We start from the raw sequence: 24873 nt of genomic DNA on the forward strand, positions 1-24873 counted from the left end.
CCAGGAATATGAATATATCGCCCAAAGCAAAAATATGGCTGAAAGTATTGGTGGTCCTGCTCATCCTCAGGATAGTCATCGGTGTGCTGTTATATTATCTTGTAGAACATAAGTTCGTAAACATCATACAATACATCGTCAGCAAAGAATCCGGGAACGCCTATACGTTTGACGCGGATGATATCGACTTCTCCCTTTTTAAAAGAAATATTGTGATCAGCGGCGCACGGCTCACCGGGAAAGATACCGTTAACGTGGCCGCTCATTTCGATGTGTCCATTCCCAGGGTCTATCTTTCCATACAATCCTGGCGCGCGCTGATACTGCATAAAAAACTGCTGGTCGACAGCCTCTCCGTGATCAGCCCGGCACTCACTATCCATGAACATGTGGCGCGCGGCTCCCGCCAGGAAGGATTCCAGCTTTCATCTTTAGTACAGCACCTGGAACAAACCCTGCAATATGTAAACGCCCGCATCGTTCACCTGCAAAACGGTTCCCTGGTATACAGCAAGGTAAATGGGCCGCCGCCCCTGCGCGTCGATCATTTTAATTTCTCTATCCTCAACTTCTCCAAGGTTACCAACTCCGATAATCACATCCTGGGATCGGATGATGTGGACTTCTCATTCGACCGCCAACACTGGATCCTTCCGGATGGGAGAAATACTATCAGCTTCAAACGGCTGCACTTCTCCGGTAAAAAACAAATTTTTGAACTCGACTCCGCGACCATCTTCAGTGCCGCCACTGCCACAAAAGGGGAAATGTCGCTGCAGGCAGATAAGTTCTACTTTAATGCCCGGCATCTTCCCGCTATTTATATGCGGGAAGAATTATTGATTGATACCCTCGTATGCATCCGCCCTGTATTAAAACTCCCCGGCAAGAAGGTGAGCACCAAAGATAAAAAGATAGCGCTGGACAGCCTGCCCAATACCCTGTTCAAACGAATGAACTTCCGGTACATCGAAGTAAAAGACGGCGAACTGCTGCTTCGTGGAAATGTGTCAACCGGCACCACCAAACGTACCAACCTGAATATTTATAACCTCAATATTGCACATGATTCCACACCAGCCATCACCGCCGACAGCATCGCACTCAATCTTGATAAAATAAAGTTCTATTCGCTCGACAGCATGTTCCAGCTCAGTGTGGACGAATTTATCCTGCAACGGAACGATGTGATCTTTAACAACGTGGAATACAGCCCCACGCCGATGAACCATTCCGGCAAAGGATTAACATTCCGCGCTCCTTCCCTGCGGCTCAACAACGTAAGCCTGGAACACCTGCTGAGAAAGCGTTTAAAAGCCACCAGCGCAGTGCTCTATCAACCGGGTATTACCTTTCTTACCAAAGCAAAGAAACGGGTTAAAGGCAAAGTTCCTATAGACAGCACCGCTATTAAAATGCCGGCCTTCTACCAAACGCTGCACGGTCTCAGCGAACTGATACAGGTGAACACCTTCCGGATAGTAGATGGTAATATCAACTTTACTTCCAACGGCAAATCAAAGGTAACGTTGCTGGTAAAAAACCTGAACACCGATATCCTGCTGCATAACTTCCTGCTCAGCGATTCGCTGGTGGATATCAAACATTCCATGCCTAACCTGCATATTCTGCAGGTGAATGTAATATCCGATAAAGCTAATATCACCATGGATAACTACAGTTTCGATGGCACGCACCGGCATAATAAAGCCACCAAAGTAGCCGTGGCACTGGAAGACGGCACCCGGATAGCGGCAAGGGATCTTTACTGGGAAGTATTCGACTGGGACGTATTTCAGCAATCAAAGGATATACAGGTAGATGTATTAAGGATCGGGGCCATTGATATACAGGCACATCACAATGGCGCTAAAAAAGAAGGTCCTGCAAAGGATTTGCCGGTAATACGGGTTGCCCGCCTGGATATCGGCAAGGTGCAGTTCAACAGCGAAGGCGCCGGTGAGCACAGTAGTTTTAATGCGGATAAAATATCCTTGAAAGATGTGCGCACACGCCAGCACTTCTTTACCTGGGCAGCTGCCACCGGCCAGCTTAACCGCATCAGCCATCACAGTAAAAAAATGGACGTTGCCATTGGCAACGTGCGGCTTAACAGCAACGGTTATACGTACATTACTGATGCCGCAGCCAAGTTGTATAACAGTAACGGGCATACTAAAATAACCGTCCCTTCCCTCGATATAAAAACCAACATCCATAGCACCGACTTCAGCAGGATAGCCATTAGTAAACTGGCTACGGGCAATGCAGCGGTTTCGCATACCAGCATCAAAGAATACGATACCACCCGCCTGGAAACACAGGCCCGGCTAACGGGGAGTCAACTGGAAGTAAATACCGGCGGTCAACAGCTGTTGCAATACGGCGATATGAACATGCAGTTATCGGCGCTCTCCTACAGTCATACCGGTACAATTGCTTCCGTTCCGCAGCTATCCCTGCAACTCAGTAAAGGTTCGTTGCATAAAGAGAAGTCCGGCCGCCTGTCGCTTCGCTCCGGTGTGGACCTCGCCTGGCAGGAGGCACAGCTTTCCCTGCACCAGGCCGATACGCTTGAATTGGTATTGCAAAAATTATCGGGCATGTTTAAAGATGCAGCCTTCTCCTGGAGCCAGGGCCATAAAATAAAGTGGACCTCATTCATCAACAATACCACACTCAGTGAAGGCGGATTGCACTACCGCAATAAACAGGTTCATGTCAACGCGGAAAGCTTTAAACTGGACCCAGCCACCCAAACATTTCAGGTGCGTAACTTTGAAGTGGCGCCCAACCTTTCGGCAGAAGAAACTTTCCGCACTGCCCGCTGGCAACGCGATTACATTACAGTGAAAGGAGATGCATTGCAGATCAGTGGTATCAATATGCATCAACAACCCGGCGACACCACCATTGCCATCCGTAAAATTACGGTGGACAATACACAGCTGACAACGGCGAGGGATAAACGAATTCCGTTTGAACACGGCATTGAAAAATGGATGCCCACGAAATTAATTCATACCATTCCATTTGCGCTCCGGGTAGATTCCATTGTAGTACAACAATCTGCGGTAACGGTCAATGAATCGTCGAAGTCCACGAACAAATGGTCAGCTGTACCCCTTACGGATATCAACGCCCTGATCACCCATTTCGGCAACACCTACGGCAATGCCGACAGCCTCCTGGTACAGGCTACCGGCAGGCTCCTGGGAAATCCTATCCGTTACTTTTCCTATCATGAATCCTATGGAGATTCCCTTTCCGGCTTTACAGCAGAAAGCTATCTTGCGCCCATGGACCTGAAAGATTTTAATGCCGTCGCCATCCCGATGGCAGCTGTAAAGGTAAGACGTGGTTATGCGGATACGATCTTCTCACAATGGTCCGGAAATAAATACGCTACACTTGGCGCCATGAATTTTTATTATCACAACCTGAACGTACAGGTGCTGAATAAAAAGGATTCCACGCGGCAGGGCTTCAAGGCTAACCTGGAAACCTTCCTGGCCAACCTCTTCCTGAAAAACCGCAATCAGCGGCCCACCCGGATGTTCTTTATCCGCGACCGGGAAAAGTTCATCTTCAACTATTGGGTAAAAGCAGAAACTTCCGGTATTGTAACAGCCGTGGGCGTTAAAAAAGACCGGAAGTACCTGAAGAAATATAATAAAGTAGCAAAGAAATATTCTTTACCTAAAAAGTAATTTATTCCCTGATAATAGCCAGGGCCCTGTCCAGCAGCTCATCCCGGTTTTCACGTATACCCTTCACCGTTGGCTCCATTACAATATCCGGTACAATCCCCACCCGCTGCGTTTCCCGGCCATCAGGATAGTACACGCCAATGCCGGTGATCAGCGTTTGCACGCCACCAGGAAGTGTGAAATAAGAAACATTTCCATCCGCACCGGCGGTAGTACTGCCCAGTACCACGGCACGCGGCGCCAGCCGGAGCGCCATGGTTACAAACTCGGCGTTGCTCTGCGTGGTGGCATCCACCAGGATAACTATCTTCCCTCTGTAATAATCTTTGTTCTTTGCGCCGGCCTTCATTTCACCTGTCACGCAAAACAACCCTGGCTGCTGTACACTGCCAACAGTAAACTTAGCAAAAGGTACAGGCGACGGCAGCACATACTTCACAAGTGAAGCCAGGAGGTTGTCTGCGGGATAAGTACGCATATCTATCACCATTCCCCTGGTGTTTTTAAAAGCATCCCTTACGGAATCCATTTGTGTGTTCTTAAAATTACCCGGGTATACATAGCCTACGTCTTCCCCGATCATCTTCCAGGAAACAGATGGCCAGCCGCCCGCTATGATGGCCTGTTTATAAGTAGTGGTAGCCAGCGTTACACTGCTGATCTTACCCTCTCTTTCGTATTCCAGTTGCAGGGTACTATCCTGCGTTTGAAACAGGATCCGTTCAATCCTGTTCAGTTGCGTGGCATAATTGGAAGCAGAAGCAAGCGGCAATAATCGTTGTACCATAGCTGTCACCGGCTCTTTATTAACAGCGGTAATCACGTCACCAACCTGCAATCCGTATTTTTCATCACCCACTTTCACCAGCACCGCTTTGTTTTCCACAAACCGTGCCCGCAGTGGCAATGTTCTAAACCTGTCTGTATTGCGGATCACCACATTGGCGCCATATATACCGGCATGCGAATCGTGGATACCTGCAATCAGCCGCAGCAGCGCAGTTTGGTATGCCGCAGTATCTGCCGCGTTAATCATGGCCGGTATATATTCTGCCAGTTTATTATTCCAGCCTTCGGTGATCAGGTGCTTATAAGGAAAACAATACTGTATGATATTCCAGTAGCGATATAATGCCAGCAGGCGGAAACCGGCGTCAGGATAGGCCATGGTGTTATAGGCCTGCTCATTTTTAAATGCCGGATTACCAGCAGGCTCCAGTCCGAGGTAATAACTGGCATCATCGCGGTTCATGGCGGCCACCGTCTTCAGGGCTGCCGATAATGCCGTGCCTAATGTTTTCTCATCTGAAATCCAGTCGAGATCAGGGGTGAATTTAATTACCATTTTACCGGTGCGCATACGCCGGAACTCCTGCGGCGCCGTAAGCTGGTTGGTCCACCGAAGCAGGACCTCATTCCTGGCCGTTTCGCTGGTACTGTTCAATATTGCCGGTAAGATCCTGAATAATTCATAGTCCCAATTATATTCACCCGCCATTATCGCAGGATGATAATATTTCAGGAAGCCCCAAACCTTTCCAAGTACTTCCAGGTGTGTTGCCTGAAGCGGGGTAAGGCTGGAGATATTTATACCGGAGCCTTTGTCAAACGCATGATCACTGTCGGCTTTATACACGCGAAGCGGTGGTGCGTCCTTCAATGGTTTGCCATCAATCAATACTTCCAGGTTATCCGCCCATACGTTACCATTGCTGTGATTAATGGCGCCGGCGTATACTGTGCCGCCACCGGACGGGAGGGAAAGGGTAATGTTGTATTGCTGCCAGCCAGTAGTTCCTTGTAGCCGGCGCTTCTGCATATTATCCATCTTGTATACGGCACCCGATTTATCGTCTACCCGCATAAACAGGCCGGCATAGCCATCCGTAACTGCATCCAGCTTCAGGTAGCCTTTGAGCGAAATGGTTTTCCCTGCGAAAGTAACGGGTATACGTATCACGGTACAACCATAATCGTTCATCCCTCTTTTTTCAAATGGTGTAATGCGCAACGCTCCATGTCCTTCGTAGTAGGTGCTGTCGTCCACGGCCAGGCGGTATTTACCGCCCCAGTCGACCCACCCGTCAGGCAACGCGCCTCCCGGTTTTTTACTTTCGAAGCTTCCGTCAAAAGATGCAGGGTATTGTGCTACAGCGGGAAGCGATAAGGCACACGATAATACAAGGGCAGGAAAGCGCATAAGGAAAAGATGTTAGTTTCAAATCTTCCTTAAAATAACAGGTATTTTTGCACACTAAAAGTTAAAGTGTGTACTTGATTATTTTAAGATTTTTGGCGTATTTTAACCTTCTTTCATTTACAACTTTTTATCCGACATTTGTTACCCAATTTTAAACGAATATGAAAGTTTGCATTGCTGAAAAACCAAGCGTGGCCAGGGATATTGCAGAAGTGATCGGTGCGAAACAACGCAAAGATGGCTACTATGAGGGCAATGGCTACCAGGTAACCTGGACTTTCGGACATTTCTGTACTCTCAAGGAGCCGCATGATTATTACGAACAATGGAAGTTCTGGCGACTGGAAGATCTGCCGATGATCCCTCCCAGCTTCGGTATCAAACTGATTGAAAATTCAGGTGTACAAAAACAGTTTAAAATTATAGAGAGCCTGGTGCAGGCCTGTGAAGAAGTGATAAATTGCGGGGATGCCGGCCAGGAAGGAGAACTGATCCAGCGCTGGGTGCTGCTGAAAGCAAAATGCACCGCCCCCATTAAAAGGCTCTGGATTTCATCCCTGACGGTAGAGGCTATCCGCGATGGCTTTCAAAACCTGAAAGCATCCGAACAATATAACAACCTGTACGCCGCAGGCAGCGCACGCGCTATCGGCGACTGGCTCCTGGGCATGAACGCCACCCGGCTGTTCACTAAAAAATTCGCACAGGGTAAGGTGGTACTGTCCATCGGAAGGGTGCAAACACCTACCCTGGCCATGATTGTGCAGCGGCAAAAGGAAATCAATGCCTTTGTGTCGGAAGACTACTGGGAACTGAAAACCATTTACCGGGAAACAGAATTCACCGCGGCCATCGACCGCCTGAAAACACCGGATAAAGCCGCCAAAGGGCTCGCCTATCTCAAAGAACACCCATTTGAGGTAACCTCTTTCGAAAAGAAAGACGGAAAAGAAGGCAACCCGCGCCTGTTTGACCTCACCGCCCTGCAGGTGGAAGCCAATAAAAAATTCGGCTTCTCTGCAGATGATACGCTCAAATATATTCAGAACCTCTACGAGAAAAAGCTGACTACCTACCCCAGGGTGGATACCACTTATCTCTCGGAAGACCTGCACCCGAAAATTGCCGGTATCCTGCAGGATATGACACCCTACAACGCGCTCACCGCACCGCTGCTGGCTGCTCCTATCCCAAAGCTAAAGACTGTTTTCGACGATAAAAAAGTAACAGATCACCATGCCATCATTCCGACTGGTCAGCATCCCGGTGGTCTTCCCTTAGAAGAAAAAAGGATCTACGACCTGGTAGCCCGCCGCTTTATTGCCGCTTTCTACCCGGAATGTAAGATCTCCAATACCACCGTACTCGGTAAAGTAGGACAGGTACCTTTCAAAGTAACCGGTAAACAGATTATAGAACCGGGATGGAAAGAAGTATATGCCAACGATGTAAAAGAGAAAAAGGAAGGGGAAGAAGAAGAGAAAATACTCCCTCACTTTGAAGTGGGTGAAAGCGGGCCACATACCCCACGCATCCACCAGGGCAAAACCTCCCCTCCCAAAGCCTTTACAGAAGCGACTTTGCTGAGAGCGATGGAAACTGCCGGCAAGCAGGTAGATGATGAGGAAATGAGGGAACTGCTGAAAGACAATGGCATCGGCCGGCCTTCCACCCGCGCCAATATCATCGAAACCTTGTTCCGCAGAAAATATATCGAGAAGAAAAAGAAAAATATCTATGCCACCCAAACCGGCATGGATCTTATTGACACCATACAAACAGAACTGCTGAAAAGCGCCGAACTAACCGGTCAGTGGGAACGTAAACTACGCCTCATAGAAAAAGGCGAGTACGCGATGGATACCTTCAAAGATGAACTGATCCAGATGGTAGTTGATCTTACCAAAGAAGTAAAAACATCCAGCTACAAGTTCATCACCATTGCCCCTGATCCGCCACCGGTACCGGAAGAAAAAGAGAAACCCAAAAAGGAACCTAAGCCCAAAAAAGCCGTAGTGATAGCGGAAATGCAATGCCCGAAATGCAAAACGCATCCGCTCAAAAAAGGCAACACCGCCTATGGCTGCGCTAATTTTAAAGAATGCGGCTTCAAACTTCCGTTCGAAATACTAGGCAAAAAATTAACCGACAAACACATTGCGGACCTGCTGACCAAAGGCAAAACCGCCAAAATAAAAGGGCTCCAGGTTCCTGGTAGCGCGGAAGAGCGCGAAGGAAGGCTTGAGCTGGGGGCGGACTTTAATGTCACGTTGTCTTAGTGCAGGGACATCGCCTTCGGCGATGGAAATTGTCTTGGCTCAGGATTACGCTGATTATACTGATTAACTGGATTTTTACTTTTTTGATTTTATAAAGGATTAAGGGAGATAGCAGCGGATATTCGCTTTTATCTCCCTTATTTATGTTAATCAAATAAAATCCAAAAAAATCCAAAAGTAAAAATCCGAGTAATCAGTATAATCAGCGTAATCAGCGAGAAAGACAAAATCCGCTGCGATCCATCCTACACAATCGCCGTTCCCACTGTTACATCCTTCCATTGTTCCAGGTCAGCTTCCAACGCGGCTATTTTTTGATAAGCGAAGTTGTAGGCGTCTTCTCCGAGGAAGAGATGCAGCGGTGCATTGTCTGCAGCGGCGATGTCGATAATGGCGGCTACTGCTTTTTCGGGATCACCTGGCTGGTTGCCGTTGATCTCCTCCTGATGCGCGTGCTGGGCAGCACGAACCGACTCGTATGCGGCCAGTTGGTTCACAGGCAGGCCCAGGGAGCCGGAAGAGAGGAAATCGGTTCTGAAATAACCAGGGGAAACGATGGTTACAGAGATGCCAAAAGGTTTCACTTCTACTGCTAACGATTCAGATAAACCGTTCACCGCGAACTTGGTAGCGCAATAGATACCGAAGCCGGGGAAGCTACCGGTAAGACCAGCGATAGAGGAAATGTTGATGATGTGCCCGGACTGTTGCGCTCTCATATGCGGCAGGATACTGCGGGTTACATTCAGGAGGCCAAATACATTCACATCAAAATTGCTTCGTGATTCTGCATCCGACAGTTCTTCAATGCTGCCTAATTGTCCGTACCCGGCGTTGTTCACCAGTACGTCGATGCGACCGAAACGGCTGATAGTTTCCTTTACTGCTGCCTGTATGCTATTTTCATTATTAAGGTCAACGGCCAGCGGCAGGAAATCCGCGTCCGTTGCAATTTTGCGCAGGTCGTCGATACTGCGTGAGGTGGCGGCTACTTTATATCCTTTGTTTAGTAATTGTTTTACGAGGGAGCGGCCTAATCCTTTGGAGGCGCCGGTTACAAACCATACTTTTTTGTTGTCCATGATCTTGTGTTTTTTGTTATCACAAAAGTAGAACAGGGACTGTTGCTGCATGTTACGCTATTCAAACCAATAATTGCAAAAATCAAACAACGCGAAAAGCGCCGGGAGGGATGCTGGTTTGTTTTTTGAAAAAGTTGCTGAAGTGGGCGGGTTCTTCAAATCCGAGGGCATAGCTGATCTCTGCCACATTCCAGTTAGTATGCTTTAATAAAGCTTTTGCTTCAGCCGTTACGCGCTCTGCAATGTGTGCCGTGGTGGTTTTACCCGTGGTTTCGCGGATGGCCCGGTTCAGGTGATTCACGTGCACAGACAACTGCTTTGCGAAATCGTTGGCAGAACGCAATGCAAACCGCTGTGCCGGCGATTCAATAGGGAATTGCCGCTCCAGCAGGTCGGTAAATACCGCTGTGATACGCGACTTCGCATCCGCATGCTGGTACAGGGTTTCAGAGGGCTGCATCTTTAAGGCATAATGGATGATTTCTGTAAGGTAGCTACGCAGCAGGTCGTATTTATAAACGTAGTCCGTATTAATTTCTGTGAGCATCTTTTTAAAGAGCTGTGATACTTCTTTGTCCTGGGCCTTTGTCAGTATGTAAGAAGGAATACCGCCCGGCATCATCATGGGCAGGTCGTGGATGTTGCCACGGGTGGCGCCTGTAAAAAAGGACTCCCGGAATATGCAGAAATAGCCGCTGATATCGGAGGTGCGGGGCTCCCAACCGTAAGGAACCTGCGGGTTAAAGAAAATCAGGGTGCTGCCTTTTACCTCAATGGTTTTATCTGCATAGTGATAGAGGTTGGCTCCCCTTAGCAGGCTTACCTTGTAAAAGTCACGGCGACTGTATTTGACTGTTGATGCGCCGTCTACAATGCAGTCCTCCAGCCGGAATACATTAAAGTGACCTATATCCTGCTGTAACTTATCAGGTACTGCCTGGAACTTATGTTCGTAAAACTCCTGGAGTGTTTCTGTTTTGTTCATTCAACGAAGTTACAAAATTCACACTATGATTAATGTGATTATTATGATTTCCCGGGTAACCATAATAATCACCTCTCTTTAACAAGCCAGTATTAAATCTTCCGGTTCGCGGAATTTCCGTTCGCTGCTTTTAATAGGCACATCGTTGATGGCGGCCAGCCTGCGTTGCATGAATCCATCGGCATTAAACTCCCACAGCTCATTACCGTACGACCGGAACCAGTTACCGGCATGATCGTGCCATTCATACTCAAAACATACGGCAATGTGGTTATCTGTAAAGCTCCAGAGCTCTTTTTTCAGGCGGTAGTCCAGCTCCCGCTGCCATTTCTTTGTAAGAAAGGCCACTACTTCTTCCCGGCCGTTGATAAACTGGTCGCGGTTGCGCCATACCGTGTCGGGCGTATATACCAGTGATACCTTTTGCGGATCACGGCTGTTCCAGGCGTCTTCTGCCATCTGCACTTTCTGCAGGGCGGTTTCATGCGTAAATGGAGGAAGGGGGAATTTCTGTTCCATGAGATAATTGTTTAAAAGTGATCAGTATAATATTACAGATAGATCGATCTGTCTATTTTAAAAGATTAAAAAAAAGATGCCGGGCATCTTTAAACTTATAGAGATGAAATATGCACCTGGTCCGCATTACAACAATCCCAACGCCATTTTCCTCGCTTCCTGCACCGGCCACTGGTTCCGGTAAAGCTGGCTTTCCACGATCGCGGATTCAAACAACAGGTATACATGATCCTTTATCAATTGCTTCTCGTTGGTGAGGATCTCACCTAAAAAAGCGCGCAGGTCTTTTTTATGATCCTGTATGACCGTCAACACCGCTGTGTCCTTCTCCGTAGTTTCCGACAGGATATTCAAAAAGGCGCAGCCCCTGAAATGCTCCCTTTCATTATTATCAAACAGGAAGTCAAACGCTGCTGCAATTTTATCCTTCGGCTTGCCGGCCTCGTCTGTAAAGCTTTTCAGCCCGGCCATCCAGTCGATATGACGCTGATGTAAGAACGCCAGGAGCAAAGATTCCTTCGATTCATAATGCAGGTACAAGCTGGCTCTCGCCACACCAGCTTCCTCAATCACCTGGTTAATGCCTGTGGCGTGATATCCCTGGTTATAGAAAAGTGCAGTGGCGGTATCCAGCAAACGCTGCTTTGGATCTCCTGTTTTCTTCTTCATGGAACAAAGATAGCACAAAAACAGACAGATCGATCTATCCTTCCCCATTTACATAAAACAATTAAAAAAAAGTACGGCTTACTTTATCTTGTTGGCAAATAATCAAGCGTTTAGCATGTATTTAACATTCCGGAAACTATTTCTGTATCTTTTAATTTTAGGATGTGCGGTATCAACGGTGTACGCCGGTGCAAAAGCCACTCCCTGCGAAGCTTCCCACCTGAAATGCGAACACCTGGTAATGCCGCTCGGTGTAGACGCCGCTCATCCGCGGCTGTCGTGGCAACTGGCAGATGCCCGCCCGGGCGCGCGCCAAACAGCCTACCAGATCCGCATCTCCACCGATTCACTGACCCTGGATACCCACCCGTTGTGGACTTCCGGCAAAATTAACCGCGCAGATATCCTTACCAGCTACTCCGGAAAACCGCTGCAACCATTTACCCGCTACTACTGGAGCGTGGAAGTATGGGATAAAGACGGCGTAAAATCCACTCCCCGGCGCTCCTGGTTTGAAACAGGCATGCTGCAGCAAAGCAACTGGAAAGGCGCCTGGATCAGCGACGGCGAAGACACCCGCCTGAAACCCGCCGCCAACTTCAGAAAAGTTTTCACCGCTACTAAATCCATAAAGTCTGCCCGCGCCTATATCGCCGTAGCAGGCTTGTATGAACTATATATCAACGGTGAAAAGGCAGGCAACCATCGCCTCGATCCCATGTACACCCGCTTCGACCGCCGCACGCTATACGTTACCTACGATGTTACGTCCCTGCTGCAATCCGGTAAAAACGCCATCGGCGTAATGCTTGGTAATGGCTGGTATAATCACCAGTCCACCGCCGTATGGAACTTTCATGAAGCGCCATGGCGCGGCCGGCCGGCATTCTGCCTCGATCTGCGGGTAACCTATACTGATGGCACCGTGGAAACTGTTACCTCGGGGAAAGACTGGAAAACGGCACTGGGACCTATCGTATTCAACAGCATTTACACCGCGGAACATTATGACGCCCGCAAAGAACAGCCAGGATGGAACACCGTTAATTTCGACGACAGTAAATGGAAAGAGGTTATTTACCGTGCCGCACCTTCCCAAAATATCGTATCGCAGCAATTATATCCCATCGAAAATGTGGAGGAAATTCCTGCTGCCGCCGTTACCCATCCCAACGACAGCACCTGGATATATGACCTGGGCAGAAATATTGCCGGTGTAAGTAAGATCCGCGTGAGCGGTGCAGCCGGTACTATCATTAAGCTGAAGCACGGGGAACAACTGGATAAAAAAGGATTTGTAGACCTCTCCAATATCGTAGTGCATTACCGCCCTACCGATGACACCGATCCTTTCCAGACAGATATTTTTATCCTCGGCGGCAAAGGCGAAGAAACCTTTATGCCCCGCTTCAACTATAAGGGCTTTCAGTATGTGGAAGTGACCAGCAGTAAACCGGTACAGCTCAATAAGGAAAGTCTCACCGGCTATTTCATGCACAGCAATGTACCCCCTGCAGGCCACGTTTATGGCTCCGATACCATGATCAATAAATTATTCGCGGCCACCAATAATGCCTATCTCTCCAACCTGTTCGGTTATCCAACGGATTGCCCGCAGCGCGAAAAGAACGGCTGGACAGGTGATGCACAGATTGCCATTGAAACCGGGTTGTATAGCTACGACGGCATCACCATCTATGAAAAATGGCTGGCAGACCACCGCGATGAGCAACAGCCCAATGGAGTGCTGCCCTCTATCATTCCCACCGGCGGTTGGGGATATGAATGGGGTAATGGCCCGGACTGGACCAGCACCATCGCCATCATTCCGTGGAACATCTACCTGTTTTATGGAGATACTACACTGCTCTCGGCCTCCTATGATAACATGCGCCGTTATGTGGACCGGATCACGGCGATTAGTCCTTCCGGACTAACCACCTGGGGCCTCGGCGACTGGGTACCGGTAAAATCGAAATCGCCGGTGGAATTCACTTCCTCGGCTTACTACTACGCCGACGCGCTGATCCTGGCCAAAGCGGCGAAACTGTTTGGCAGAACATCAGACCATAGTAAATACAGCGCACTGGCAGAGAAGATCAAAACCGCTTTTAATGCCAAATACCTGAACCGTGAAACCGGTATTTATGGAGAAGGCGTACAAACAGAGCAAAGCGTTGCCCTGTACTGGGGATTAGTGCCCGATGCCATGAAAAGCAAGGTAGCCGCCAATCTCGCAAAGAGAGTGGCCGCGGATAATTTTCACCTCGACGTAGGTTTGCTGGGCACCAAAAGCATCCTGAATGCACTGAGCGAAAACGGCTATGCAGATGTGGCCTGGAAAGTGGCTGCACAACGTACCTTCCCATCGTGGGGCTGGTGGATCATGAACGGCGCTACTACCCTCTTCGAAAACTGGGATATCAACGCCTCTTCAGATCTTTCACGCAATCACATCATGTTTGGTGAAATAGGCGCCTGGCTGTACAAGGGACTTGCTGGTATTAGGCCGGATGAAAATGCACCCGGGTTTAAAAATATCCTGTTATCTCCTAATTTCGTAGAAGGACTGGATCATTTTGAAGGAAGTCATGACAGCCCTTACGGAACCGTGGTTTCTTCCTGGAAAAGAAACGGTACTGCCATCACCTACCGTGTGACAGTACCCGCAAATGCCGGTGCAGACATCTTTTTTCACATCTCACCCACACAAAAAATATATGAAAACGATAAACCGGTAACCACAGAAAATACCGGTAAAGGGTTACGTTATCATGTAACCGCAGGTACGAAAGAATTTCAGATCAGGTAAGCAGGATCTTTCTGAATAATTTCCACTCCCTTCTTTCCCGCTATGATGGCAGCATGCGCCATATTATAGAAAAGCGATGTTTCGAGAATACCCGGAATGTCCTTTAAACGATAATTGAGGCTGTCTAATGGCGGGAAGGAACGGAACCAGATATCAACAAGCAGATTACCATTCTCGGTAATCACTGCCCCATCTTTTTTATTACTGAGCCGGATCACCGGGTTAGCCAGTGAAAATATTTTCTTCAGCTGCTTCAGCACAAAGGGAACAGCCTCCGGGATCACTTCTATTACCACGGGAAAAGTAGTGTATAGCTGTGCTACGTACTTGGAGCCATCGCCAATAAGGATAAATTTATCTGCCATTGCGGCCAGCAATTTTTCCCGTGTATGAATACCACCGCCACTCTTCAGGGCATTCAGCTGATGATCAAACTGATCGCATCCGTCAAAATAAATATCCAACTGCGATACGTCTCCTGGTTGTTTAGTGTTGAATCCGTGTTCCTGCAGTAATTGCTGTGTGTTAAATGAAGAGGTTACCGTGGTAATACTTTTGAACAACGTTTCCTCCGTTTTCAGGTAGTTCACCAGGTGTGCAATGGTACTGCCTGCACCCAGCCCGATGGTATGGCCGGGTTTTATATAATCTAACGCTGCCTTTGCAGCCACTTGTTTCAGATCTTCCATATGGGTTGTTATGAAAGGTAAAGATGCGATTTTTTTGTCTTACTCAGGTTAGCCTGAGTAAGACAAAACTCCGCCACTTTATACTGCGATATGATACTTCATTCCTTTCTTTGTAGCGAAGCGCAATACGCCGTTACTATACTGATGCGGTATCACTGCTCCGTTCCGATCCTTTACCACAGCGCTTTCCGGCAGCAACAGGCGGCACTCCGCGCCGGTATTGGAGAGCAGGTTGAGTTCCTGCACTGTTTTATTTTTCCAGCTGAAATCCACTACAAAACCATTGATAGCACAAAGTCCCTTTACCTGGCCGGCGGCAAATTCCTCTTTGTCCGGTAGCGCCGGCAGCAGGCGGATCACGTTATCGCCCCCATGGCTTTGCAGCAACATTTCCGCGATACCGGCCACGGCGCCTAAGTTACCATCAATCTGGAATGGCGGATGTGAGCAGAACAGGTTAGCGTAAGTACCTGCCCCGGAGCGCATACTGATTTCGCTGGTAGCGGCGGCAGGCGCCAATAATTCCTGCAACATGGTATAGGCATGATTACCGTTGCCTAAGCGGGCCCAGAAAGCAATTTTCCAGGCGCGCGACCAGCCGGTGCCGCCATCGCCTCTTCTGAGCAGCGTTTTTTCCGCAGCCGCGGCTAGTTCCGGTGTATCCCACGGCGTAATTTCGTCATAGGGATACAAACCATACAATGGTGATACGTGCCGGTGATGCGGATCTGCTTCTTTATAATCTTCCAGCCATTCCTGCACACCGCCGGTACTGGGGCTCACCTGGTTCGGCGCCAGTTTGGCCAGTACTCCCTGCAGCGTATCTGCCCAGCCTTTATCCGTTTGCAGGATGCGGGCTGCTTCCTGGTTGGCTTTGAGTAAATCCCTTCCAATCTGCATATCCATGGTTGGGCCCATGCAGGTTTGTCCCTGCTGCCCGTTGGGCAGGATGTACGCATTTTCCGGTGAGTTGGAAGGCGCCGTCACCAGCCATTGATGCGATGGCTCTGTGATCAGGATATCTTTATAAAAAACAGCGGCGCCTTTCAGTACCGGGTATACTTCTTTCAGGAACTTTTTATCGTTGGTATACTGGTAATGTTTCCAGAGATGGGTAGCTACCCAGGCGCCACCGGTTAGCGTAGAACCCCAGTCGGCCCCTTCACCGGGAGAAGTAAAGCCCCAGGGGTTGTTGATCACATGCGCCACCCAGCCATCTGCCTTATAGTAGGTGCGGGCGGTGCGCTGACCGTATTTCGCCATTTGCCTGGCCAGTGTAAACAGTGGCTGATGGCAATCCGACAGGTTTGTTACTTCCGCCGGCCAATAGTTCATCTGTACATTAATATTGAGATGATAATCGGCGTTCCATGGTGTTTGATACTCTTCTGCCCACAGCCCCTGTAAGTTGGCCGGCATGCCGCCATTACGCGAGGAGCTGATCAGCAGGTACCGCCCGAAGTTGAAATACAGGGAGGCCAGGGAAGCGTCCTTTTTACCATCGTGCAGGCGTTGCAGCCGGTCGATGGTAGCGAGGGACTTCACCTCGTCATTGCTGTTATCGGTAAAGGATATACGACAACGGTTAAAGAACGACGTATAGTCCTTTACGTGCGACTGCAATAACGCCTGCCAGGAGGAGGCAGTGGCTTTGTTGATATCTGCCAGTGTTTTCGGCATTGGGGCCGGACCCGGCGTTTCCACCTCCGGCCAATTCATATTGGTACGGGCGGCTACCAGTAATAAACATTCGGTAGCGCCGGTAATGATGATCTGGTCATTGCTTTGTGCGCGGGTACCGCCTTTGGGTATTACTTTCAGTACGGCTGCATACTGAACACCGGGGTCGTTGTTGCCGCCGTTGAGCGTACCGCTCATTTCCAGGTTGCCGTTTACCACTTTCAGGGCAGCGCGTTCTTTCCGGTATAAGCCGGTACTGAAAGAAAGACTGCCAGGTTTGCTGGCGCTGAGGCGTACTACGGCCACCTGCCCTGGAGCTGACACCAGTACTTCTTCCTTAAAGGTAACCCCGTTCTTTTCCCAGCTTACGGCGCTGATGGCGCTATCCAGCCGTAGTTGCCGCTGGTAGTTGCTTACCGCCGACGTGGTATCTTTCCACTGGATAAAAAGGTCGCCCAGGGTTTGATAGCAACCAAATTTCACATTGGCGCCACCGCTGCTTCCGGGGCCTTTGCACACAAAATATTGCTGCAGCATTTTCTGTGCTTCAATATTTTTCCCTTCCAGCAGTAATGTTCTTATCTGTGGCAGGTAATTGCCTGCTTCTTTGCTGTCGGCGTCCTGCACACCGCCAGCCCACATCGATATTTCATTTAATACAATCCGTTCCCTGTTGGTGTTGCCAAATACCATCGCTCCCATACGCCCGTTTCCCAACGGAGCAGATGCGGTGAAATGCCGGGCTGGTTCACTGAACCGTACCGTTACATCAGATTGCGCCGATAACGAAAGGACGCCCAATAAAAATGCAGCTTGCAGCGTGGAATATATCTTGCAGTTCATATGCTTCAAGATATATAAAATAGTTATGCTGGGGAAACCTATAAGGAGTAATTGCTAATTACAAATTAAAAAATGCGAATTCTGTATTGGTGCCGCGAAGTTTGTCTTGGCTCAGGATTACGCTGATTATACTGATTACCTTGATTTTACTTTTTGGATTTTGTAAAGGATTTTGGGAGATATAAGCGGATATTTTCGCTTATATCTCCCAAAATCATCTAAAATCCTTTTAAAATCCAAAAAGTAAAATCAAGGTAATCAGTATAATCAGCGTAATCCTGAGCCAAGACAACCTTCGCATAACCGCTTTATTCCTTCCATGCACGCCCGCGCATTGTGGTAGGGGCATTTCCATAGCCCGGCTTTGTCTTCCGGGATGATGCTGTAATCCGCGTACACGCCCCAGAACCATTCGCCGTTGGTTTTGTCGATGATGTGTTGCGTTATAAAGTTCCAGGTGTTTTGTGCGTGTTGCAGGTAATGGCCATGCGGTTGCAGTTGCCAGGCATTGATAAAGCCCACCAGCGCTTCGGCCTGTGGCCACCAGTGTTTTTCTGTATTCATGTGGCGCCGGGAGGTTTCATATTCGTACCAGAGGCCACCATCCTTATCTATGCCGCCCTGCAGGGTGGCGTTGGTGATCACCAGGGCCAGTTTGCGGTATTGTTCTATAAGCGCCGGATCTCTGATAATTTCTGCTGCTTCCAGCAGGAGCCAGCTGGCTTCAATATCATGTCCGTATGATACATGATTACCTTTTACCCGCCATTGTTCATCAAAAAACAAATGCAGATGCCCGCTTTTTCTATCGATGATCTTATCGTGAAATACCTGCAATAACCGTTGTATTTGTATGCGTAGTTTCTCGTCCGGCCAAACGGTGTACAGGTTGGCGTACGCTTCCACTACATGCAGATGGGTGTTCATGGTTTTCTTCTCATTGGCATCTTTTGCACTGAGACGCAGATCCGCTATTTCCTGCCACTCCCGTGTGAATGCTTCAAAGTAACCGTCATGAACCGGATCATAACTGTGCTGTTCTATGCTGTTGTACAGCGAGATGGCGGTAGACAGTATTTCCGGATGTGGCGCCGCCTTGTAGTATTCACTGTATGCGTAAAGGGCAAATGCAATAGCATATACCTGTTTCTTTGTTTCGGCGGGCTGGCCGGTATAGTCTACCGTCCAGTATACGCCCCCGTAAGCGGGATCAATAAAGTGCGTATTAAAATACCGGTATGCACGATCTGCTATTGCCAGGTAGGCCGGGTTGCGGGTAGTGTTGTAGGCGGCTGCAAATGTCCACAGGATGCGGGCATTTAATACCGCACCCTTTGCCGCTCCCGGTACGGGAACATTATCATTTCCCAGCTTGCCAAAGAAGCCGCCGTATGTTTCATCCGGCGTATATTTCATCCAGTAGTCCAGGATGGCGGTGAGTTCTTTTTCCAGTGATATCTTTAATTCCTGATGCATTATTTCCTTCTTTGTTCCAGTTCAGCAGAGATAGTAGCGATGCGCTCTTCAGAGAGCGGGTACATGGCGATAAATATGATAGACAATACCGATCCGATGGCCGGCAAAAAACTAAGCATTAACAGGATGCCGTTTTGTGCAGCATCGGCCTGTACTTCGTTGGCTTTAAAACCGAAGGCGCCCAGCAGCCAGCCGGTGAGCGCACCACCGATCGTCCAGCCAAACTTCTGCGACATCGACGAGGAAGAGAAGATCAGGCCAGTGGCACGGCGACCGTTCTTCCACTCGGAATAGTCCGCGATATCAGCGTACATCGACCATAGCAATGGGAAAATAATACCTGCACAAATACTGATAAGGAACTGGAATATAAAGATCAGGGTGAGCTGTCCGCGGCCCAGCCAGTAAAACCCTATGCTCAGGATAGAAGCTATCAGCATAGCGCCCAGGTAGGTATTCTTTTTACCTATTTTATTACCAATGGGAGAAGCGAAGATTACACCTGCAATATTTGCCGCCTGGCCAAGTACCAGGTACAGCGTGGAATAGGTAATGCTGATACTGCCCAGTTTAAAGGCCTGCGCATTCTGTATATAATATTTGAAATAGTACAGGGTGGCGCCGTCGCGGATAGAGTTGAAGATCAGTGCGGCAATACCCGCTCCCAGCAATATCCACCAGGGCTTATTTTTCCAGAGATCCTTCACGTCTTCTTTCAGTGACGACTGCTCCTCTTTTATAGGCTGCACCCTTTCTTTTACCCAGGCAAAACACAGCAGAAATAAGATCACACAAATTACGGCGATCACTGCCACGCCCAGCTGCCAGCCCATTTGCAGGTTGTTTTTCCCTCCGGCTTTACTAAAAAAATTTACCAGCGGCTCTATCAACGCCAGCGCAATAAGACTGCCACCAAAAGCAAAGGCCATCCTGAAAGAGGCCAGCGTATTCCTTTCCTTTCCGTCGGCAGAGATCACCCCCAGTAACGATGCATAAGGCACGTTAATCAGGGAATAGATCATCATCATGGCGGAATAGGTAATGTAAGCGTATACCAGTTTGCCAGTGGCGGCGTAATCCGGTGTAGTGAAAGTAAGTACGCCTATAATACCAAAAGGCACTGCCATATATAAAATGTAGGGCCTGAACTTCCCCCATTTGGAATGGGTTCTGTCAGACAAAGTACCTACCACCGGATCAAAGAAAGTATCCCATATACGGGTAATCAGGAACATCGTGCCTACCGCAGCGGCAGCGATGCCCATCACATCTGTATAAAAAAACAACAGGTACATACCAAACAACTTCCAGAACATGGAAGAAGCCATATCTCCAAAGCCATACCCTATTTTTTCCTTTAAAGAAACTGTGTTGCCCATAGGTGGAATTCTGCTTAAAAATTACTTTATACAATCAGCAAATCTATCTCTATAAAAGATCATTTTTATAATACTTATTTATCTATTCAGGGTGCTTTGTTATCCATTGGGAAGATTAGTCTTCCGCGGGAGTGATCTCAAACCTGCCGGCATAATGCAATGGTTCCACGGGTCTGCCGGTAAGAGCGCCCCAGGCATAGGTAAAACAGGCGCCGAAATAAAAGATCAGGGAAGAATAAAACATAAACAACAACACCAGCACAGTAGACGCAGAAGCCCCATAAATGCTGTTAATACTGCTGTAGGTAAGCATTACTTTCAACACCATTTTCCCGATGTTAAACAGGATACTGGTTACCAATGCGCCGGTAATCCCTACTCTCCATCGCGGGCGGCCATCCGGCAGGAAATGGAATACCAGGAAAAACCAGATGGTAACAATGATCACAGATATAACATAGTTAAGCGTGCTGTTATAATAACTGCCCAGTGCAGGCAGGTACAGGTCTATATACTTTCCAAGAAAGATGCGCGCAGTTTCTGCCACCAGGTCGATGATAAACAAAACTCCTGCGAAAACGATCACCAACACTGCTTTCAGCCGGGATAGCATAATTTCTCCAAAACTGCTTTTATGGATCAGTCTTATTTTCCACAGTTCATTCAGGGAGCCTTTAATAATTTTGAAGAGCGTGGTGGCCACAAACAACAGGAAAATAAACCCGGCGATGGCGATGATCCAGTTCTGCGCAATGCTCCGGAAGGCTCTCAGGGTTCCCAGGATGGCTTCGGTTGTTTCCTTTCCAAACATTCCTTCCAGCTGGATCATAAGACGCCGACCAGCATGTTGTATCCGGAAAATAATACGTAACAACTGGATAATAATGATCAGGATAGCCGGTAAGGCAAAAGTGGTAAAAAAGGCAGTAGCGCCCGCCATCCGCAGCGGATCGCTGGCCTGCAGTGCCTTGTATGCTTCTTTGAAGGAAAGCAGGAAAAGCTGCCAGCGCGGCAATTGTTTTTCTGTTGTAACAGTGTCCATACCTGCGCTCAATTTACCGATAAATTTGCTTTGCCGGTTAAATGGTTGCAGGAAATTAAAACCGGCGATATCGCTATTTCGTCACCATCTGCGCAATACCGCGGCCGAAAGACCAATCTTCCAGGTCATTTTCCACGAAGATGATGATTACGTCATCTGCGCTCACTGGTGTAGCGGCTGCTATACGGCTGGCTATTTTTTCATACAGCGCCTGTTTCATATCCGGTGTTCTGCCGGCCCTGGCGGTGATACGGATAAAGAGCAGGTTTTCGGTGTGCGGCACTTCAAAGTAGCTTTCCGGGTAAAGGATATCACCGGGTTCCATAGCATGGATCACCTGGAAATAATCTGCTACAGGAATACTGAAGATATCCACGAGGCTCTGATGAACGGCGAGGGAAATGTCTTTTTTATTTTGTTGGGAAAGATGTTTTCCCAGGTAGATCTGTACAAAAGGCATGGCTTATTTATTTATGATGATAGTAGGCTGATCTGGCGTCAAAGTGGCCTGGTCCATTTTTACTGTTTCCACAGTCAGACCAGTCAGATCCTGCTGCAACAATGTTTTGCGGGCAGTTGGCATTTGTGCCGCCGCTGCCCCGGTGGTTAGTATGCTCATGATCAATAATATGCTTTTCATGAATCAAATTTACTATGGTTTCATACATTTGCAATATTGAAATATTCAACATCATACTTTAATAAAACTAAACTATGATAACAGACCTCCTGGAGATGGTGAATGAGCTTCGGAAACGAACGAAGAAAAAATAAAAAGCCCTCCGGAAAACCGGAGGGCATGTGAATGTTTGTTCATCATTCTCTACAGTGCAATCTCCTGTACGGGGGAGAAAAGCATATCTTCTACGCCTGCTATCTTTAAACCAATCCGTGCAAATACGGAAGGCTGTGCCGGCACTACGTCCGGTATATCCAGCTGCAGGCTGATATTTGCAGGATCAACGATATCGCCACCGGCCATATCGGCTGTTTGAATGCTATTGCGGCCATCCACAAACTGCGTTTTACACACATACAGGAATACCCGCTCAATATCCCGCGCATTAACATCCTTAATGATCTTTTCCGCACTAAAGGTAGCCGTGAGCTTTTTCGCCACTGCTGTAAATTTCGGAGAGCGGATCATGTAATACGGCATTACCTCGATATCCTGTTGCAGGTTGCCGGAGATCGTCAACGGAATGGTATCTGTATTGGTTGTTTTGTCCGGAATGGACCTGAAAGGGCCCTGTGAAGCGGGAATCACCAGCTTATAGGCAGCATTGAACAACAATGCAGAAAAGGAACCATCCTGGCTTACATTAACGTTGATGGGTATACTTTTTCCCCAACCGGGTTCCCAGAGCTCAAAATATACATCGTTGTAACTAACATTTACCGGCTCTCCCTGGTATACCAGTCTTCCATTAAAAGTACTGGAGGGCGCCTTGTAGTTATCTTTCTTACAAGAGGCAGAAAATATACCTAATGCAATGAGTATGATATACTGAATTTTAGTTCTCATAATAATTCGCTTTACTGGTTAGGATTCTTTACTATTTTAGGGTTGTTATTCCGGATATCGTCATCGATATACCCATAATAATTTCCCATCCGGAACAGATGCGCGGAGGTAACCGCTCCCGGCAATACCTGCTTAAATATATACTTACCATTATTGACACTTCCCGGATCGTATACCTTGTAAGGCCACAGGGCAAATACCCGGTTACTTACCGCAGTTGCAGTGCCAGGTGTAGTAGTCAATGGTGTTTTCACACCATTCCATACTTTATGTGCCAGGCGCCAGCGTTTCATATCCCAGAATTCGTGGCCTTCAAACGCCAGTTCCACTTTCCTTTCATGCACAATCCGGTCGAAGGTGATTTGCCCGGCCGTCAGCGGGGTTTTAAACCCGGCCCTTTCACGTACTTCGTTGATATAACCGGCTGCCACACCTGCCTGCCCCAGTTCAAACGCTGCTTCCGCAGCATTGAGTAACACCTCTGCATAACGGTAACGGATCCACCATACTTCGCTTTGAGTGCCTATACGGCCCGATCCAACGGTGGGATCCATATACTTGCGGATAATAAAACCTGATTGCGCGCTGAACTCCAGGTTATTTACCGGCCCGTCAAATCCAACTACCTGCACATCCTGTCCATTCGGCTCCAGCTTGGCTTTTGCTCCGAAGTTGTCACCCGTAACAATGCTGCCATCCTTCTTAATATAACCGGCCCATATATCTACTTTCTTATCCTTAAATTCAGATCCGGGTAACATAACAGTAGCGGCCAAACGTGGATCCCTGTTGGCAAACAAATCCATCGGATCAGTGTAATACATATAACCGCCGCCTGACGCATTGATGGGAAGCGGGGCAAAAGTATTATCCAGTAACTCGAACGACTGTACGAGATTCAGCGACGGATTTAAGCGGCCACCCTGTTGCTCTTCTGCATTGGAACGCGGCTGGCTCCACAAGGTCCAGGGCTGCACACGTCCGCTCTGCAATTTGTAATCCTTTGCAAAAATCACTTCCGGATTGGAACCTTTGTCGATAAACAGGCTGACAAAATTCTGCGTGACGTTATCCGAATTCTTTTTGTACAAAGAATAACTGCCGGTGGCAATTAGCTCCTGTGCTGCCTGCAGGGCAGTAGTATAATAAGCATTTGCTTTTGAAACGGGGATACCTACTTCTCCACCGGGCAATGACACCTGCGGTGTTTCTGCGCCGTGTTTTGCAATAGAACCGGCATACAATGCGGCCCTGACTTTGGTAGCCAGTGCCAGGCCCACGGTAACACGGGTTTTACTCACAGGGCTTGCAGGCACATATTTCTTTACCGTATCCATTTCGCTGATCACAAAATCATAGATCTCTGATTCTTTCGCACGCGGATGTTGCAGATAAGCAGGATCGTTTTTATAGTCATATTCCATTGCCTGCAATATCAGCGGCACACCGCCCACCCTTTTTACTTCTTCAAAATACACCACCGCTCTCAGGTAACGGGCTTCGGCAACAAACCTGTCTTTTACCTCCTGCTTCAGTTTTGTGGAGGCACCACACTTTTCGATGAATATGTTCAACTCCCTGATATACGCATAATCCCAATAGGTCACTTCGCGTCCACCTTTTACAATCATACCTGGAAATACGTAAGGATAGTCGCTGGCGCTATGCCGCCAGTACTGGCCGCTTTCAGATGCGAACGCCTCATCAAAGCGGGCAAACTCGCCCCAGTTATCAATGGTTTGTACCACCATGGAAGGTATCGGCGAATTCTCAACATCCGTTTGCCTGTCCGGGTAACGGTCGTACAGATCCGCAAGTACAGAAAGGATCAGTCCTTCATCATTCCATAGCTGCTCATTCTGCAGGATGTTGGAAGGTGGCACGTTCAGAAAGTCTTTGTCCCTGTTGCAACCCGTATTCAAAGCGAGTGCACAAAGAGCTATATATAACAAACTTTTTTTCATAACGAATCTTATTAATTAC

Annotated in this window: 17 protein-coding genes; 3 read left to right on the forward strand and 14 right to left on the reverse strand. The window is 48.2% G+C overall.

Annotated features, from left to right (window positions below; all coding sequences use genetic code 11):
• Nucleotides 1–8: 8 nt before the first annotated feature.
• Nucleotides 9–3710, forward strand: coding sequence for a hypothetical protein (locus AB6805_RS04135; RefSeq protein WP_370908190.1), 3702 nt, complete (start codon nt 9–11; stop codon nt 3708–3710).
• A 1-nt stretch (nt 3711) separates the two neighbouring features.
• Here AB6805_RS04135 and AB6805_RS04140 read toward each other — a convergent pair whose 3' ends face one another.
• Nucleotides 3712–5910 (reverse strand): S41 family peptidase, encoded by a 2199-nt coding sequence (locus AB6805_RS04140; protein WP_370908191.1) that lies wholly within the window; start codon nt 5908–5910, stop codon nt 3712–3714.
• Between the two features lie 161 nt (nt 5911–6071).
• Here AB6805_RS04140 and AB6805_RS04145 point away from each other — a divergent pair, with 161 nt between their 5' ends.
• Nucleotides 6072–8189 (forward strand): DNA topoisomerase 3, encoded by a 2118-nt coding sequence (locus tag AB6805_RS04145; RefSeq protein ID WP_370908192.1) that lies wholly within the window; start codon nt 6072–6074, stop codon nt 8187–8189.
• Nucleotides 8190–8434: 245 nt separating this feature from the next.
• On the opposite strand, the gene AB6805_RS04150 is transcribed toward AB6805_RS04145, so the two are convergent.
• The 4 genes from AB6805_RS04150 to AB6805_RS04165 form a co-directional block, all read right to left on the reverse strand.
• A complete protein-coding gene (locus tag AB6805_RS04150) occupies nt 8435–9271 on the reverse strand; it encodes an oxidoreductase (protein ID WP_370908193.1) in 837 nt (278 codons plus the stop codon).
• A gap of 82 nt (nt 9272–9353) precedes the next feature.
• Nucleotides 9354–10256, reverse strand: a complete 903-nt coding sequence (locus AB6805_RS04155; RefSeq protein WP_370908194.1) for a helix-turn-helix domain-containing protein — start codon at nt 10254–10256, stop codon at nt 9354–9356.
• A gap of 78 nt (nt 10257–10334) precedes the next feature.
• Entirely contained in the window at nt 10335–10775 is a 441-nt protein-coding gene (locus AB6805_RS04160) for a DUF1348 family protein (RefSeq protein ID WP_370908195.1), read from the reverse strand.
• Nucleotides 10776–10901: 126 nt separating this feature from the next.
• The gene (locus AB6805_RS04165) at nt 10902–11444 is read right to left on the reverse strand and encodes a TetR/AcrR family transcriptional regulator (RefSeq protein WP_370908196.1); all 543 of its coding nucleotides are present in this window, start codon (nt 11442–11444) and stop codon (nt 10902–10904) included.
• A gap of 115 nt (nt 11445–11559) precedes the next feature.
• On the opposite strand from AB6805_RS04165, the gene AB6805_RS04170 reads away from it, so the two are divergent.
• Complete coding sequence (locus AB6805_RS04170; RefSeq protein ID WP_370908197.1) at nt 11560–14256, forward strand: family 78 glycoside hydrolase catalytic domain; 2697 nt, start codon at nt 11560–11562, stop codon at nt 14254–14256.
• Here the strand turns inward: AB6805_RS04170 and rpiA are convergent.
• The 9 genes from rpiA to AB6805_RS04215 all read right to left on the reverse strand — a co-directional run bounded on the left by rpiA (nt 14244) and on the right by AB6805_RS04215 (nt 24854).
• Complete coding sequence (gene rpiA, locus AB6805_RS04175; RefSeq protein WP_370908198.1) at nt 14244–14945, reverse strand: ribose-5-phosphate isomerase RpiA; 702 nt, start codon at nt 14943–14945, stop codon at nt 14244–14246. The two genes, AB6805_RS04170 and rpiA, sit on opposite strands and share 13 nt — an antisense overlap.
• Before the next feature lie 78 nt (nt 14946–15023).
• Nucleotides 15024–17468, reverse strand: coding sequence for a glycoside hydrolase N-terminal domain-containing protein (locus tag AB6805_RS04180; RefSeq protein WP_370908199.1), 2445 nt, complete (start codon nt 17466–17468; stop codon nt 15024–15026).
• A gap of 267 nt (nt 17469–17735) precedes the next feature.
• Nucleotides 17736–18944: an AGE family epimerase/isomerase gene (locus AB6805_RS04185; protein WP_370908200.1), complete on the reverse strand. Its 1209-nt coding sequence runs from the start codon at nt 18942–18944 to the stop codon at nt 17736–17738.
• The gene (locus tag AB6805_RS04190) at nt 18944–20323 is read right to left on the reverse strand and encodes an MFS transporter (RefSeq protein WP_370908201.1); all 1380 of its coding nucleotides are present in this window, start codon (nt 20321–20323) and stop codon (nt 18944–18946) included. Before AB6805_RS04190 ends, AB6805_RS04185 begins: the two co-directional genes overlap by 1 nt.
• Nucleotides 20324–20438: 115 nt before the next feature.
• Nucleotides 20439–21365: a YihY/virulence factor BrkB family protein gene (locus tag AB6805_RS04195; protein WP_370908202.1), complete on the reverse strand. Its 927-nt coding sequence runs from the start codon at nt 21363–21365 to the stop codon at nt 20439–20441.
• A 73-nt stretch (nt 21366–21438) separates the two neighbouring features.
• The gene (locus AB6805_RS04200; RefSeq protein ID WP_370908203.1) at nt 21439–21825 is read right to left on the reverse strand and encodes a tautomerase family protein; all 387 of its coding nucleotides are present in this window, start codon (nt 21823–21825) and stop codon (nt 21439–21441) included.
• Nucleotides 21826–21828: 3 nt separating this feature from the next.
• Nucleotides 21829–22005: a hypothetical protein gene (locus AB6805_RS04205; RefSeq protein ID WP_370908204.1), complete on the reverse strand. Its 177-nt coding sequence runs from the start codon at nt 22003–22005 to the stop codon at nt 21829–21831.
• Between the two features lie 183 nt (nt 22006–22188).
• Entirely contained in the window at nt 22189–22890 is a 702-nt protein-coding gene (locus AB6805_RS04210; RefSeq protein ID WP_370908205.1) for a DUF3823 domain-containing protein, read from the reverse strand.
• An 11-nt stretch (nt 22891–22901) separates the two neighbouring features.
• Nucleotides 22902–24854, reverse strand: coding sequence for a RagB/SusD family nutrient uptake outer membrane protein (locus AB6805_RS04215; protein WP_370908206.1), 1953 nt, complete (start codon nt 24852–24854; stop codon nt 22902–22904).
• Nucleotides 24855–24873: the final 19 nt, after the last annotated feature.

This window comes from Chitinophaga sp. RCC_12 (assembly GCF_041360695.1).
Lineage (GTDB): Bacteria > Bacteroidota > Bacteroidia > Chitinophagales > Chitinophagaceae > Chitinophaga.